Source organism: Bradyrhizobium sp. 61 (genome assembly GCF_023073075.1).
GTDB lineage: Bacteria > Pseudomonadota > Alphaproteobacteria > Rhizobiales > Xanthobacteraceae > Bradyrhizobium > Bradyrhizobium barranii.
The window spans coordinates 548,906-564,248 of the sequence record NZ_JADPIU010000052.1; the positions used below are offsets into that span (position 1 = coordinate 548,906).

At 64.3% G+C, this 15,343-nt stretch carries 15 protein-coding genes and 1 pseudogene; 12 read left to right on the top strand and 4 right to left on the bottom strand.

Annotated elements, in window-relative coordinates; genetic code table 11:
- The first annotated feature begins 15 nt into the window (after positions 1-15).
- The 7 genes from IVB46_RS17590 to IVB46_RS17620 all read left to right on the top strand — a co-directional run bounded on the left by IVB46_RS17590 (position 16) and on the right by IVB46_RS17620 (position 6,402).
- The gene (locus tag IVB46_RS17590) at positions 16-1,452 is read left to right on the top strand and encodes an MmgE/PrpD family protein (protein WP_247304415.1); all 1,437 of its coding nucleotides are present in this window, start codon (positions 16-18) and stop codon (positions 1,450-1,452) included.
- Between the two features lie 40 nt (positions 1,453-1,492).
- Entirely contained in the window at positions 1,493-2,464 is a 972-nt protein-coding gene (locus IVB46_RS17595) for a tripartite tricarboxylate transporter substrate binding protein (RefSeq protein WP_028147098.1), read from the top strand.
- 17 nt (positions 2,465-2,481) lie between these two features.
- Entirely contained in the window at positions 2,482-3,270 is a 789-nt protein-coding gene (locus tag IVB46_RS17600) for an SDR family NAD(P)-dependent oxidoreductase (protein ID WP_247304403.1), read from the top strand.
- Complete coding sequence (locus IVB46_RS17605) at positions 3,270-4,088, top strand: alpha/beta hydrolase (protein WP_247304401.1); 819 nt, start codon at positions 3,270-3,272, stop codon at positions 4,086-4,088. The genes IVB46_RS17600 and IVB46_RS17605 overlap by 1 nt, the downstream gene beginning before the upstream one ends.
- A gap of 88 nt (positions 4,089-4,176) precedes the next feature.
- Positions 4,177-4,968 (top strand): fumarylacetoacetate hydrolase family protein, encoded by a 792-nt coding sequence (locus IVB46_RS17610; protein WP_247304398.1) that lies wholly within the window; start codon positions 4,177-4,179, stop codon positions 4,966-4,968.
- A 127-nt stretch (positions 4,969-5,095) separates the two neighbouring features.
- Positions 5,096-5,842 carry a transporter substrate-binding domain-containing protein gene (locus IVB46_RS17615; RefSeq protein WP_247304396.1) on the top strand — a complete coding sequence of 249 codons (747 nt, stop codon included), beginning with the start codon at positions 5,096-5,098 and terminating at the stop codon, positions 5,840-5,842.
- A 143-nt stretch (positions 5,843-5,985) separates the two neighbouring features.
- A complete protein-coding gene (locus IVB46_RS17620) occupies positions 5,986-6,402 on the top strand; it encodes a hypothetical protein (RefSeq protein ID WP_084794986.1) in 417 nt (138 codons plus the stop codon).
- Positions 6,403-6,412: 10 nt separating this feature from the next.
- On the opposite strand, the gene IVB46_RS17625 is transcribed toward IVB46_RS17620, so the two are convergent.
- From IVB46_RS17625 to IVB46_RS17640, 4 genes and pseudogenes are all read right to left on the bottom strand, one after another.
- Entirely contained in the window at positions 6,413-7,156 is a 744-nt protein-coding gene (locus IVB46_RS17625) for a helix-turn-helix domain-containing protein (RefSeq protein WP_063981375.1), read from the bottom strand.
- Positions 7,157-7,173: 17 nt separating this feature from the next.
- Entirely contained in the window at positions 7,174-8,025 is an 852-nt protein-coding gene (locus tag IVB46_RS17630) for a CoA ester lyase (protein WP_039157795.1), read from the bottom strand.
- Positions 8,025-8,492 (bottom strand): annotated as a pseudogene (locus tag IVB46_RS17635) (MaoC family dehydratase); the annotation flags it as partial. The gene IVB46_RS17630 and the pseudogene IVB46_RS17635, both read right to left, overlap by 1 nt.
- A gap of 29 nt (positions 8,493-8,521) precedes the next feature.
- Positions 8,522-9,724, bottom strand: a complete 1,203-nt coding sequence (locus tag IVB46_RS17640) for a CoA transferase (RefSeq protein WP_247343168.1) — start codon at positions 9,722-9,724, stop codon at positions 8,522-8,524.
- 225 nt (positions 9,725-9,949) lie between these two features.
- Between IVB46_RS17640 and dctP the strand changes: the two genes are divergently transcribed.
- From dctP to IVB46_RS17665, 5 genes are read left to right on the top strand one after another with little or no spacing between them, the layout of a single operon-like run.
- Complete coding sequence (gene dctP / locus IVB46_RS17645; RefSeq protein ID WP_247304389.1) at positions 9,950-10,978, top strand: TRAP transporter substrate-binding protein DctP; 1,029 nt, start codon at positions 9,950-9,952, stop codon at positions 10,976-10,978.
- Between the two features lie 28 nt (positions 10,979-11,006).
- On the top strand, positions 11,007-11,561 hold the full coding sequence (locus IVB46_RS17650; protein ID WP_028147088.1) for a TRAP transporter small permease: 555 nt from the start codon (positions 11,007-11,009) through the stop codon (positions 11,559-11,561).
- A 12-nt stretch (positions 11,562-11,573) separates the two neighbouring features.
- Positions 11,574-12,863, top strand: coding sequence for a TRAP transporter large permease (locus IVB46_RS17655; RefSeq protein WP_071910094.1), 1,290 nt, complete (start codon positions 11,574-11,576; stop codon positions 12,861-12,863).
- 36 nt (positions 12,864-12,899) lie between these two features.
- Entirely contained in the window at positions 12,900-14,066 is a 1,167-nt protein-coding gene (locus IVB46_RS17660; protein WP_063981379.1) for an acyl-CoA dehydrogenase family protein, read from the top strand.
- 31 nt (positions 14,067-14,097) lie between these two features.
- Entirely contained in the window at positions 14,098-15,330 is a 1,233-nt protein-coding gene (locus IVB46_RS17665; RefSeq protein WP_247304387.1) for an acetyl-CoA hydrolase/transferase C-terminal domain-containing protein, read from the top strand.
- Positions 15,331-15,343: the final 13 nt, after the last annotated feature.

Here is a 15,343-nt window from a genome sequence, read left to right on the forward strand (position 1 = left end):
GCGGAGGAGAACAGCATGCCGTCACGCCGCCGTTTCCTGCAGTCCGCCGGTTCGGTTGCCGCCCTGGCCGCGACCGGTGGCCGTGCGGCTCTCGCCGAAGGTCCGGGCGTGACGGAGCGCCTTGCCCGCTACATGGTCGTCGCGCGCGATCAGGAACTGCCCGCACAAGTCATGCTCGAATGCAAGCATCGCATTCTCGACACGCTCGGTGCGATGGTGTCGGGCTCGCGCATGCGGCCGGGCGAGATGGCATTGAAATATATTCACACGCTCGGCGGTGATGAGCAGGCATCCGTGATCGGTTCCGATTTCCGCACCACGGCGGTCAACGCGGCATTGGCCAACGCCATGTGTGCGCATGCCGACGAGACCGACGATTTCGAGCCCGTCACCAAGGCGCATCCGGGATGCTCGGTCGTGCCCGCCGCCCTCGCGATTGGTGAGCGCGAGCATCGCAGTGGGCAGGATTTCATTCGCGCCGTTACGCTCGGCTACGACCTGACCTGCCGCCTGCTGATGGCGCTGGGTCCGGATCTCGTCCGCGGTACGCACCGGAGCGCAGAGGGGACGTCATCGACCTTCGGCGCGCTTGGTGCCGCCGCCTCGCTGGCGCTGTTAGATGAGAAGGGAATGCGTTACGCGATCTCCTATTCGTCGCAGCAGGTCTCCGGCCTCTGGAGCTGGGTGAAGGACCACGACCACATCGAGAAAGCGTTCGACTTCGCCGGCATGGGGGCCCGCAACGGAGTGATGGCCGTCGACATGGTGAAGAATGGCTTAACAGGCGTCGACGACGTGCTCGACGGCACGCATAATCTCTTCATTGCACTGTCGAGCGATCCGAAGCCGGAAGAGATGGTGAAAGAGCTTGGCAGTCGCTTCTACGTCACGGAGACCGCAATCAAGACCTTCTCGGTCGGCTATCCCATCCAGTCGCCGCTGGATGCGATGCTGACGCTGCGCAAGCAGCACAGCCTCACGCCAGATAATGTGCGTAGCATCCTGGTCAAGCTGCCGACCGATGCGATGGGAATTGTGGGCGAGAGCGCGATGCCAGACGTCAACTGCCAGCATCTCGTCGCTGTCGCGCTGGTCAAGGGCGCCGTGTCGTTCAACGACAGTCACAACGTCGCGCTGATGCACGATCCGAAAATCCTGGAGCAGCGCGCCAAGGTGACGCTGGCCGGCGACAAGGCACTGATGGACCCGGCAGCGCCGCGCGGCGCTGTCGTCGAGGTGACATTGACCGATGGCAAGAAGGTCGAGCACTTCACGAAGTATCCGCCGGGCACCAAGGAGAATCCGCTGAGCACGGAAGCAGTGGCGGCCAAGACGCGGGATCTGATTGCACCGGTATTGGGCAGTGACAGGGCCGAGAAGCTGATCGACCAGATCGGCAATCTCGAACGGCTTGACGACGTCGGCAAGTTGAGGCCATTGCTGACGGCGTGATGAATCAATCAACAACAAGACAAACATCAAGGAAGTGCCCATGCGCGGGGTTATGCGACGCACCTTTCTGGCCGCCTGTGCGGCCGTTCTGTTCTCCGGCTTCGCGGTAGCGCAGGATTATCCCTCCCGACCCGTCAAGATCATCGTGCCGTTCCCGGCCGGCGGGTCCAACGACATCATCGCCCGTATCGTCGCGCAGAAGCTGACCGAACGGAACGGCCAGACCTTCCTGGTGGAGAACCGCGGCGGCGCCGGCGGCAATATCGGCGCCGAGACGGTCGCGAGCGCAGAGCCCGATGGCTACACCCTGCTGCTGACCGCGCCGCCTCCGCTGACGATCAACGGCTCCCTCTACAAAAAGCTGCCGTTCGATCCGGCCAAGGCGTTTGCGCCGGTGGCGCTGATCGCCTCGGTGCCGATTGTGCTGGTGGTCAATCCGTCGGTGCAGGCGAAGAATGTCGGCGAGCTGATCGCGCTCGCCAAGGCCAAGCCCGGCTCGCTGAATTTCGGCTCGTCCGGCATCGGCTCGACCAATCATCTGGCGGGCGAACTGCTCAAGAGCATGGCCGGCGTGGACATCGTGCACGTGCCCTATCGTGGCGCGGCGCCGGCGATGAACGACCTGCTCGCGGGCCAGATCCCCTTCATGTTCGACAACATGCCGGCGGTGCTGCCGCAGGTGCAGGGCAAGGCCATCAATGCGATCGCGGTCGCAGGCGCCAAGCGTGCGGAAGCACTGCCCGACGTGCCGACGGTGGCTGACACCATTCCCGGCTTCGAGGCTTCGTCCTGGTTCGGACTGGTGGCGCCGGCCAAGACGCCTGCGCCCGCGCTCGCCAAGCTGAGCGGCGAGCTCGAGACCATTCTGAAGATGCCGGATGTCAAGAAGCGGCTCGCTGAACTCGGGGCCGAGCCCGGCACCGTTTTCGGCGACGCATTCGGTCAATTCATGACGGACGAAACCGCAAAATGGGGCAAGCTCGTCAAGGCCTCCGGCGCCACGGTTGATTAGCGAGTTGGGGTAGCGTCATGGATCTCAATCTGGGCAGCAAGGTTGCCGTCGTGACCGGCGGCAGCATCGGTATCGGCCGTGCCATTGCCGCCGAGCTTTCGCGCGAGCAGGCGCATGTCGTCATCGTCGCGCGCGACGCGGAGCGCCTTGCCGCGTCGGCGCAGGAGATGTCGCGGGATACGGGCCGGCGCGTGATCGCCTGTGCCGGCGACATGACCAAGCCCGACGACATCGCCCGCGCGATGGCCACCGCGCGCGAAGCCTTCGGCCGCATCGATATCCTCGTCAACAACGCCGGCGCCTCTCCGATGGGCCGGATCGCGGAGACGCCGGATGCGACCTGGGCCAAGTCGATCGAGCTAAAACTGCTCGGCTACATGCGCTGTGCGCGCAATGTCTTGCCTGAAATGCGCGACCGCCGCTGGGGCCGCGTCATCAACATCATCGGCCGCAGCGGCCACCAGCCGCGCGCGGCCTATATGGCGGGCGGCGCGGTCAACGCGGCGCTGCTCAACTTCACGCTGGCGCTCGCCGAGGAATGCGCGCCCGACAATGTGCTGGTCACCGGCGTCAATCCCGGACCGGTGCAGACCGATCGTTGGGACAGCCTCATCTCTCAAGGTGCGGCGATCGCCGGGCAAGATCAGGGCGCGACCAATGCTGCGGCGATCGCCTCGGTTCCGCTCGGCCGCGTCGGGCAGCCGCACGAGGTGTCCGGCATCGTCGCGTTCCTCTGTTCAGACCGCGCGTCCTTCATTACTGGTACCTGCATCAATGTCGATGGCGGCGGAACGAGGTGTATCTGATGGGTAGCGAACTGCGGAAGATCGGTGTCAGCGAGGATTGCGAGCTTGCGGTTCGCATCGATGATTATCTGCTGCCATGGGACGTCAAACCGCCGGTCGTGATGCTGCACGGGCTCGCCGAGAGCGGCGAGGCGTTCCGGCGCTGGGTGCCGTATTTCGCCACGCATCACCTCGTGGTGCGGCCTGACCTGCGCGGCTATGGCGATTCGACACCGATGCAGGGCGACTATGTCTACCGCTTCGCAGGCCTTGGCGACGACATCATCCGGATGCTGGACGTGCTGAAGCTCGATCGCGTTTCCCTGGTTGGCGGCAAGATCGGCGGCACCCTGGCGATGCACCTGACCGCAAAACACCCGGATCGCGTGATCGCAGTCGCCGCGGTCGGTGCGCCGGCCTCGCTCACCTCGTTCAACGAGCGGGCGCCGACCTGGCGCAAGCAGATCCGCGAGCAGGGCGTCGAGCCCTGGGTGCGCGAGACCACCGCAGGCCGACTCGGCTCGTCGCTGCCGCCGCCGGCGCTGGACTGGTGGATCAAGCTGATGTCGAAGACCAAGGCTTCGACGCTGGAGGCATTCCTACAGATGGTGCCGACGGTCGACGTCACCGGCGAGCTTCCGTCCATCAAGCGTCCGACGCTGGTGATCACCACGACCGGCTCCGGTCTTGGCGACGTCACCTCCGTGAAGGCATGGCAGGAGACGATTCCGGGCTCGAAGCTGGAAGTGCTGCCGGGCGATTCCTATCACGTCGCCGCGACTGACCCGGACGCATGCGCGCAAAAAGTTCGCGCGTTCTTCGATCGCGTCGCGACTTAAGACGTACAGGGCGGGCCATTGGCCCGCCCTGCATTTGGCTCTAAGACTACCGTTCGACAAGAAACGGCAAATATCAGGGAGTGAAGCCATGACAAAAACCACGCGACGCAGCGTGCTCACTGCCGCGGCCGCGATGACAGCGGCAGGCCTTACTGAGGCGACGCCGGCTGCGGCGCAGGCCGCACCCAAGCCGATCTTCCCGGTGCCGATGGTTTCGATCCCGATCGTCGGCGAAACGAGTGTGTTCCAGGTTCGCCGCATCTACTGCATCGGCCGCAACTATGCCGCGCACGCGATCGAGCGCGGCTCGGATCCGAACCGCGAGCCACCCTTCTTCTTCCAGAAGCCGACCGACGCGATCCAGAACGTCGCGGTCGGCCAGGTCGCCGACCATCCCTATCCGTCGCTGACCAAGAACTATCATCACGAGGTCGAGCTGGTCGCCGCGCTGAAATCCGGCGGCACCAACATCCCAGCCGACAAGGCACTCGACCATGTCTATGGCTACGCGCTCGGCCTCGACATGACCCGGCGCGATCTCCAGAACGGCATGGCCGCGGAGAAGAAGCCCTGGGAGATCGGCAAGAGCTTTGACCACGCCGCGGTGATCGGGCCGATCCATCCGGCCAGCAAGACCGGCCATTTCGAGAAGGGCGCCATCTCGCTCGCGATCAACGGCACCGTCAAGCAGAACTCGGATCTCAGCAAGATGATCTGGAGCGTCGCCGAGCAGATCGCAAAGCTCTCCGAAGCGTTCGACCTGAAGGCCGGCGACATCATCTATTCCGGCACGCCGGAGAATGTCGGCCCGGTGGTGAAGGGCGACGTGCTCTTGTGCAAGCTCGAGGGCCTGCCTGATATGTCGATCAAGATCGTGTAGTTCTTTACCTCTCCCCGTAAGAACGGGGCGAGGGAGCGCATCGTCAGCTTGTCGACGGATTGTCCAATCTTGGAGGCGCTAAATGTTGCGGCGTGGTCTGATTGCTGCGTTGGGCTTGGTCTTCATTATGACCTCCATTCCCAGCTTGAAAGCCGAAGGCCCCGTCGACATCGCGCCGACGGGAGCGCTCCGCGTGGCCGTGGCCGTCGGCCCAGCCGCGTCGGCCTTCTGGACGACGCGCGATCCTTCCACCGGAAAGCCGCGCGGCGTCACCGTCGAGCTCGCCAAGGCCGCCGCCGACAAGCTGCACGTTCCGCTCCAGCTCATCGAATATCAGAGCTCCGACGAGATCGCGGCCGCTGGCAGTAAGGACGTCTGGGATCTCTCCTTCATGCCGGCGGACGTCAAGCGCGAGGCGTTCGTGGACCAGGGTCCAGCTTACGTCGCCTATATGAGCGGCTATCTCATCCGCGCCGGATCGGTCATCCGCTCGGTTGCGGATGTCGATCGCGCCGGCATGCGGGTTGGTTGCATCGAAGGGACATCGACGTCACGCACGGTCGAGAAATCGCTAAAACAGGCGAAGCTGACAAAGTTCGTGAAGCCCGAAGAGGCGGCCGAATTGATCGGCAAGGGGCAGCTCGATGCTCTGGCGATGGGCATGGGAGCTCTGGAAGACCTTTCGCGAAAGCTGCCCGGGACCAAGGTGCTGGATGAGGTGATCCAGTCGACCGGCGTGGTCGTGGTTGTTCCCAAGGGCAAGGCCGTGGCGAAGGCCTGGGCGGCGCGCTTCCTGGATGAAGCCAAGATAGACGGCACCGTGCGTCGTGCGCTCGATGGTAACGGATTCACCAGCGACAAGATCGCGCCGTGATCTGGCCCCGCTGGAACCACGAGTGGCGGCGGAGGTCTTTGAATTGCCGGAGTTCCATCGGTCATTGCCCCGTGTTGGGCAACGAACAAACCTCGTGCGGCCATATTTGAGTAAGAGTGATCTCCCGAGAGGGAGGCGCTCCGATGAAGAAAGTTTTGATCACTGCGGTCGTGCTGCTGGCTGGCGTGCCTGCGAGCGCCGTTGCGCAGGAGCGCGCTGGTGCTGCGGCGATAGGCGCCGTGTCCGGGGCCGTCGTGCTCGGTCCGGTCGGTGCGGTCGCGGGTGCAGTGATTGGCTATACCGCCGGTCCTTCAATCGCGAGGTCATGGGGCGTGAGAGGTTCGCGGTCGGCAAGACACCAGCAGCCGCCACGCCGCGAGGCGTACCGCGCAGCCGCGACCGGCGCTCCGCCGCGCGCGCGTGAGGCGATGAATGCTAACGGCCAGATCAGAGCTGCCAGCAATCCGCCGGCTCAAGCCACGCCCCCGGTGCAGCCAGTTCAAGCTGCCCCGGCTCCGCCGGCGGAGACTTCGACCCCGCCCGTTCAGGGACTCGAATGAGGCTCCGGCTTTAGGCCGCGGTCGTCTTCGGCCGCAGCCGGTCGACGGTCCGTGCGATCAGCGCGGCCACCTCCGGCACTTTTGGACCAATGCGAAATTCCGGCCCTGCGACGACGACCGAGAGCCGGCGGTCACCGATCGGCAGCGGGATCGCCGCGCCGGCGAGGTCGCGGCTGTAATCGGCGAAGCTCTGGCAATAGCCGCGCGCGATCGAATTGCGCAGCTCGATCTCGACCGCCTCGATGCTGATCGGCGTCGAGGGCCCGTATTGCTTGAACTCGATCTTGCGATAGACGGAGTCGCGCTCTTCCTGCGAATATTGCAGCAGCAGGGCGCGGCCGCTGGCGGTGGCGTGGATCGGCACGCGGTGGCCGATGGTCGCGAAATAGCGGATCGCGGCCTGGGATTCGACGACGTCGATGAACACCGCCATCACGCCGGCCGGCGCCACGATCGATGCGGTCTCGCCCGTCTCGGCGGAGAGATCTGCGATCAGCTGATGCGTCCACGGCGGCAGCGGCTCGACCTCGGAGATCATCCGTGCCATCGCCAGCCAGCGCGGCGTCGGATAGAATCCGGCGCGCGGCCGCGGTTCATAGAGGTAGCCCTTCTCGGACAGCGTCGCGAGCAGGTTGAAGGTCGACGAGCGCGGCCAGCCGAAATGATCGGCGATCTCGGCAAGCGTCGCCGGCTTCCTCGTTTGCGCGAAGAATTCCATGATCTCCAGGACGTTTGCGGCTTGGCGAACGATCATGGTGGCGGCGTTCCGATCTAGGTCTGGCCGAGGATCTTCTTCGCGGCGCGAAGATGCGGCTTGTCGATCATCTGGCCGTCGAGCCGCAGCGTGCCGGAGTTCGGATTGCTCGCGAATGCCGCGATCACTTTTTCCGCCCAGGTGCGCTCAGCCTCGGTCGGCTCGAATGCCGCGTTGACGACGTCGACATGTTTCGGATGGATCAGCGCCTTCGCCGAAAAGCCGTCGCGCCGCGCCGCCCGCGTTTCCTGCTCGAGGCCGGCGAGGTTGTCGATGTCGGTATAGACGGTGTCGATCGGCGCGACTTCGGCCGCGGCCGCCGCCATCAGGCAGAGATCGCGCGCGAGCCGATAGGGGCTGTGGAACACGCCGCCCGAGGCTTTCTCGGTGGCGCCGAGCGAGGCCGAGAGATCTTCCGCACCCCACATCAATCCGGCGAGGCGAGGAGAGCAGCCCTTGTAGCTGCCAAGCCCGAAGATCGAGCTGGCCGTCTCCGTCGCGACACAGACGATGCGGGTCGCGCCGACCGTGATGCCGGCCGCGGCTTCCAAGGCTTCGAGCCAGGTTGCAACCTGGCGCACGTCATCGCCGCCTTGCGATTTCGGCAGCACGATGCCGTCGGGCTTGCCGGGCATGACCGCGGCGAGATCGGTGAGCGTCAGGCCGGTATCGAGCGCGTTGACGCGGACATAGAGCTGATGCGGGCCGGGGCGGCCCTTCAGCATCGCAAGCGTCAGCCCGCGCGCTTCCGGCTTCTTCTCCGTGACGACGGAATCCTCGAGATCGATGATCAGCGCGTCGGCCTTGCCTTCGCTCGCCTTCTCGAATTTGCGCGGGGAATCCCCCGGCACGAACAGCATCGAACGCATCAGACCGGCCTCTTGTGCATCATCGCCATGCGGCGGCATTTGCCGACGATCTCGTCGTTCTGGTTCAAGGCGTGGTGCTCGAACTCGACGATACCCGCTCTCGGGCGCGATTTGGATTCCCTCAACGAAAGCACCTTCGTCGTCGCCCGCAAGGTGTCGCCATGGAAGACCGGTTTTGGGAACGTGACGTCGGTCATGCCGAGATTGGCAACGGTGGTCCCCATGGTCGTATCATAGACCGTCATGCCGATCATGATGCCGAGGGTGTAAAGGCTGTTGAAAATGCGCTGGCCGAACTCGGTCTTTTCAGCGAAATGCGCGTCGATATGCAGCGGCTGCGGGTTGAGCGTCAGCAGGCTGAACATGGTGTTGTCCATTTCCGTGACGGTCCGGGTCAGCGGATGCCTGAACTCCTGGTCCACAGAAAAGTCCTCGAAATAAAGTCCGGCCATCGCGGTTTCCTCCCTGTCTCGTTGCGATTTGGCCCGCGCTGCCGTTAGGGCGGCGCGGCTAGGTGAACTGCTTTTTGCTCTGCGAGTTGTTCGATTTCCTCGGTCGAGAAACCGGCCTCGCGCAAAATGTCGCGGCCATGCTGGCCGAGCGTCGGTGCGGGGCCGGCGGCTTCCGGCTGGGTCAAGCTCCAGGTGGAGGGCACGCGCATCTGGCGGATCCGGCCTTCCACGGGATGATCCACTGTCCTGAAGAAGTCGATCGCGTTGAGATGCGGATCTTCGAGGATCGTCTCCAGCGTATGCATCGGCATCACCGGAATGTCGGCGCGCTCGAGCAGCTCGCGCCATTCTGCGGTGGTGCGCGTGAGGAAGATGTGGCCGATCTCCTCATAGATCTCGTCGATGTGTTTTGTGCGCGCGGCGTGGTTGGCGAAGCGCGGCTGATCGAGGAAATGCGGCTGCCCGATCGCCTCAAAGAAGCTGCGCCAGTGCTTGTCGTTGTAGATGAGGACGCAGAGATAACCGTCGCTGGTCTTGTAAGGGCGGCGATAGCGCGACAGCAGGCGGGCGTAGCCGCCATGGTCGAGCGGCGGATCGTAGGTAAGGCCGCCCAGATGATCGACCAGCACGAACTCCGTCATCGATTCGAACATGGGAACGTCGATGCGTTGGCCGACGCCGGCGCGGCTCTGATGCATCAGCCCGCCCATGATGGCGTTGACCAACATCAGGCCGACGATGCGGTCGGCGATGGTGACGGGGACGTAGCGCGGCGTGCCGTCGCCGGCGGCTGCGAGCAGCGTCGGAATGGTGGCGGCGCCCTGGATCAGATCGTCGTAGGCGGGCTTTGCGGCATAGGGCCCGGACTGGCCGTAGCCGAACGCGCCGACATAGACGAGGCCGGGGTTGATCTCGCGAAGTGTCTCGTAGTCGAGGCCGAGCCGGGCCATCGCCTGCGGGCGCACATTGTAGACGAGCGCGTTGGCGCGCTTGGCCAGCCGCAGCAAGGTGTCGCGGCCTTCCGTCTTCTTCAGGTCGAGCACGATGCTGCGTTTGCCGCGATTGGCATTGAGGAACATCCCGCCCATGCCGGGCGTGCGGCCGGGACCGATCTGGCGAACGATGTCGCCCTCGGGGCTTTCGACCTTGATGATGTCGGCGCCCATGTCCGCCAGCACCTGGGTGCCGTAGGGGCCCATTAGCACCGAGGTCAGGTCGAGAATGGTGAAGCCGGCGAGCGGTCCCATGACGCCTCGTTGGATAAATTCATATACGTGGAGTTAGAGTTCATAAAGCGGCCGTGTCAATTCAACGGCCTCGGTCTACGGCGCATAGCTCCATGCGTAGTTCATATACTTGACAGATAAATTCACATATATGTACATTTTCAAACAAGAAATAGAGCGAGGGCCGGACGGTGCCGCAGCAATTCGCTGCCGCGTTCGGCGTGGGGACGCGTCAAGGAGAACGACATGAAGAAGAATCTGGTCAGGGCCGCAGCAGTGCTCGCTCTCTCGCTGCCGGTCTCGACGCTGCAGGCGCAGGCCCTGGAGCTGAAGGTCGCCGATAGCTTCCCCGCCGGTCACTATCTCGTCCGTCTGATGCTCAAGCCCTGGATGGACGACGTCACCAGGCGCACCAATGGCGCGGTGACCTTCACCTATTATCCGAACCAGCAGATCGGCAAAGCCGCCGACATGCTGCGTCTGACGCAGTCCGGCGTGGTCGACATCGGCTACATCGGACCGTCCTATGTCTCCGACAAGATGCCGCTCTCGGAAGTCGCGCAATTGCCGGGCGCGTTCGCGACCAGCTGCCAGGGCACGCTCGCTTATTGGAAAACCGCGCGTGAAGGCATTTTGGCGAAGCAGGAATACGCGCCGAACAAGATCAAGCTGCTGCTCGCCGTCGTGCTGCCGCCCTACCAGGTGTGGACCGTCAAGTCGAAGGTGGAAACCACCAAGGACATGCAGGGCCTCAAGCTGCGCACCACGGGCGGCGCGCAGGACCTGACGCTGCGTGCGCTCAGCGCCGTGCCGGTGCGCATGGCTGCGCCCGATGCCTATGAGTCGCTGTCGCGCGGCACGATGGACGGGCTGCTGTTCCCGCTCGACAGCGTCGTCTCCTACGGCCTCGACAAGCTGGTCAAGCACGCCACCGAAGGCGTCAGCTTCGGCAGCTTCATCGTCGCCTATTCCATCAACCAGTCGGTCTGGGACAAGCTGCCCGACGACGTGAAGAAGGCGATGAACGAGGCTTCGGAGGCGATTACGCCGCAAGCCTGCGCCGGCGTCGAAAAGGAAGGCGAAGTCACCAAGAAGCAAATGCAGGACGAAGGCATCAGATTCGATCCGCTGCCGGAGGCGACGCGCACCGAGATCAAGGACAAGCTCAAGGGCGTCGGCAAGGAGTGGGCGAGTGGGCTCGACAGCCGCGGCAAGCAGGCATCCGCCGCGCTGAAGGAGTTCGACGATCTGCTCGCCGCCGGTGGCGCCAAGTAGTCCGACATCCAACAGGGAGGCGCTAGAGGTGATCAAACGGGCAGGAGATGTGCTCGGCGCGCTGGAGCGCGCGCTGACGGTGATCGCGGTGGTCTTCATGTTCGTGATCATGCTGCTGGTGGTGACCGACGTGTTCATGCGTTACGCGCTGAACAGCCCTTTCTCCTTCACCTATGATCTGATCGGGCTCTATCTCCTCGCCGGCGTGTTCTTCTTCACGCTGTCGGATGCGTTGCGCGAGCATGTCCATGTCGGCGTCGACATCCTCTTGTCGCGCTTCTCGCTGACCGGGCGACGGTTGTCCGAGATCGTCACGGCGCTTGCCGGCCTGTTCGTGTTCATCCTGATCTGCAAGGTCGGCTTCGAGCGCGCGCTGGAGAATTACGAGCAGCACGACGTGCTCTCCGGCGCGATCCCCTGGCCGACCTGGATTTCGGCGGCGCTGGTGCCGTTCGGCTGCGGCGTGCTGGTGCTGCGGCTCGCGCTGCAGCTCGTCGGCAATGTGTTGAGCCTCGTCAGCGGCCGCGACCTCTATCCGCTGCCGCCGGTGACCGGCGTCGGCGAAGCACGCGGCTTCGAGTAACGGGCGATATCCATGACACCTTTCATCGTTCTCGCCCTGCTGTTCGGCCTGCTTGCCCTCGGCACGCCCGTCGGCTTTGCCATGGCTTTCTCCGGATCGGTCGGCCTCGTCATGGTTGGCGGATGGCCCACGCTGTTCGGCATCCTGCAGACAGCGCCGCTCTCGACCGTTTCGGCCTACGAGCTGATCACCATTCCGATGTTTCTCTTGATGGCAGACCTCGTGCTGCTGTCGGGCGTCGCGGACGATCTGTTCAAGACCGCCTCGGCCTGGGTCGGCCGCATTCCCGGCGGCCTCGGCATGGCGACGGCGCTCGCTGGGGCAGGCTTCGGTGCGATCTGCGGCACCTCGACCGCCTCGGCCGCGACGTTGTCCTCGACCAGCCTGCCCGCGATGATCCGCCAGGGCTACGAGCCGAAGATGGCGGCGGGGGTCGTTGCGATCTCAGGCACGCTGTCGATGCTGCTGCCGACCAGCGTTGCGCTCGTTATCTTCGGCCTGCTGGCCGAAGTGAACATCGGCAAGCTGCTGATCAGCGGCATCATCCCGGCGATCCTGGTGACGTTCACCATCATGGCCACGATCTATTTCCTGGTCTGGCAGGATCCCTCGCGCGCACCGGCCGCGAAGTCGGTACCGTGGCGCGAGAAGTTTGCGCTGCTGTGGCAGGTCTCGCCGATGGTGGTGCTGTTCTCGATCGTGACGGGCACGATCTATCTCGGCGTCGCGACGCCGACGGAAGCCTCCGCCTTCGGCGCGTTCGGCGCCTTCCTGCTCGCCATCGTCAAGGGCAAGATCACGCCGTCCTCACTCTATGCGACGCTGCTGCGCGCCTGCCACGGCACCTGCATGATCATCATGATCCTGGTCGGTGCCTCGATCTTCGGCTATTTCTTCACGCTCACCCATGTCACGCAGGACCTCGTCGCCTGGATCGGCAGCCTGCCCGCCTCGCGCTGGGTGATCATCACGCTGATCCTGTGCGGCTACATCGTGCTCGGCTCGTTCATGGACCAGATCGCAATCCTGGTGCTGACCGTGCCGATCGTGCTGCCGCTGATCAAGACGCTCGGCTTCGATCCGATCTGGTTCGGCGTCATCAAGATCGTCACCGCCGAGGTCGGCATGATCACGCCGCCGGTCGGGCTCAACTGCTTCATCGTTGCCCGCTATGCCAAGCGGCCGGTGGCGGAAGTCTTCCACGGCACCTTCCCGCACTTCATTGCGCACCTGATCGCGATCGCGATCCTGGTGGCGTTTCCCTCGATCATTCTCTGGCTGCCCTCGCAGATGGGGCGCTAGGATCGGAGCTCGGCTCCCAAGAAGGAGATCAAGAACATGGATTTCGCGCTCACCGATCAGCAGGAAGCCATTCGCGCCGCCGTCGCAAAAGTTTGCGAGGACTTTCCTGACGCTTATTGGCTGAAGAAGGACCACGACGGCGGCTTCCCCCATGACTTCCACAAGGCGATGGCCGATGCCGGTTGGCTCGGCATTTGCGTGCCGGAGGAATATGGCGGCTCCGGGCTCGGCATCACCGAGGCCGCGATCATGATGCGTGCCATCGCGGAATCCGGCGCCGGCATGTCCGGCGCCTCCGCGGTGCACATCAACGTCTTCGGGCTCAACCCCGTCGTGGTGTTCGGCACCGAAGAGCAGCGCAAGCGCATGCTGCCGCCGATGGTCGAGGGCCGCGAGAAGGCGTGCTTCGCCGTCACCGAGCCCAACACCGGGCTCAACACTACCCAGCTCAAGACGCGTGCTGTGGCCAAGAACGACCGCTACATCGTCAACGGCCAAAAAGTGTGGATCTCCACCGCGCAGGTCGCGCACAAGATCCTGCTGCTGGCGCGCACCACGCCGCTGGAGGACGTGCGCTCGCCGACCCACGGCCTCAGCCTCTTCTATACCGATTTCGATCGCAAGAAGATCAAGGTCCACGAGATCGAGAAGATGGGTCGCAAGATCGTCGATTCCAACGAGCTGTTCTTCGAGGATTTCGAGATCCCGATGGAGGACCGCATCGGCGAAGAGGGCAAGGGCTTTCAGTATATCCTCGAAGGCATGAACCCCGAGCGTATCCTGATCGCCGCCGAAGCCGTCGGCCTCGGCAAGCTCGCGCTGTCGCGCGCGACCGAATACGCCAAGACGCGCGTGGTGTTCAATCGGCCGATCGGCAAGAACCAGGGCATCCAGCATCCGCTCGCGGTGAACTGGGTCGAGCTCGAGGCGGCCTGGCTGATGGTGATGCAGGCAGCCTGGCAGTACGACAAGGGCTTGCCCAGCGGCGCTGGTGCGAACGCCGCGAAATATTTCGCAGGCGAAGCCGGATACCATGCCTGCGAGCAGGCCGTGATGACCCATGGCGGCTTCGGCTATGCCAAGGAATTCCACGTCGAGCGCTATTTGCGTGAAGTTCTGATCCCGCGCATCGCACCGGTCAGCCCGCAGCTCGCGCTCAGCTTCATTGCGGAAAAGGTGCTCGGTCTGGCGAAGTCTTACTAGTCTTCGCGCGGATCGCTTAGCGGGGACGCCAATGGAAGTCGACTTCTCCGGCCTGATCCGGGAGGGCGACCGTGTCGTGTGCGGGCAGGCAACGGCTGAGCCGGTCACCCTGACCGAAGCGCTGGTCGCGCAAGCCGGGCATCTGCCGGCGTTCCGCATGATGGTCGGTCCAATATTCTCCGACACGTTTTCCGCGGCGTGCGCGCCCAACATCTCGTTCCAGAGCTATGGTGTGATCGGGAATGCGCGGCGGCTCGCGAAAGCGGGACGGCTCGACGTGATCCCGAGCAACTACAGCGCCTTCTGCGCCGATTTCGCCTCACGGCGCCACCGTGCGGATGTGGTGCTGGTGCAACTCGCCGAGTCCGGCGATGGTCGATTGAGCGCAAGCCTCTCCAACGATTATGTCATCGATGCCGCACGGGGCGCGCGCATCGTCATCGCCGAGATCAATCCGGATGCGCCCTGGACGTTTGGCGCGGAATGGCCTGCGGACGCGCCGATCCATCTGCGGGTCGCCGCTCGCCGTCCGCCCGTCGAACTGCCGCCGGCGCCACTTGATGACGTCTCACGGAAAATCGCGTCACATGCGGCGAGCCTGATCGCCGACGGCAGCACGCTTCAGTTCGGCGTCGGCCGGATTCCGGATGCGATCCTGTCTTCGCTGTCGCATGCGCGCAATCTCGGCATCCATTCCGGCCTGATCAACGACGCCGTCGTCGATCTGATCGAGCGCGGTGCGGTGACGAATGCGGCGAAGGGGATCGACGCCGGGATCACGGTGACGAACCAGGTGATCGGCACGAAGCGGCTCTATCGCTTCGTGCACGAGAGCAAGGCTGTTTCGGTACGGCCGACGTTGTATACGCACGGCCAGAACGTGCTGGCGCGGATCAACCGGCTGGTCGCGATCAACTCGGCGCTTCAGGTCGGGCTCGACGGCAGCGTCAATTCCGAGACGCTGAACGGCGTCGCGATCGGCGCCATCGGCGGGCAGCTCGATTTCGTGCGCGGTGCCAATGCATCGCCCGGGGGCAGGGCGATCATCGCGCTGCCGGCGACGGCGTCCGACGGGACCAGCCGCATTGTCGTCAATGTGGAGACCGTGACGACGCCGCGCGCCGACGTCGATGCCATCGTGACCGAATGGGGCGTTGCGGAGCTGCGCGGTTGCGGACTTGCCGAGCGCGCGCGCCGCATGATCGCGATCGCGGCGCCCGGGCACCGCGATGCGCTGTCGGCACAACTTCGCGCCGCGCACTAGCGAGCTATCTGAA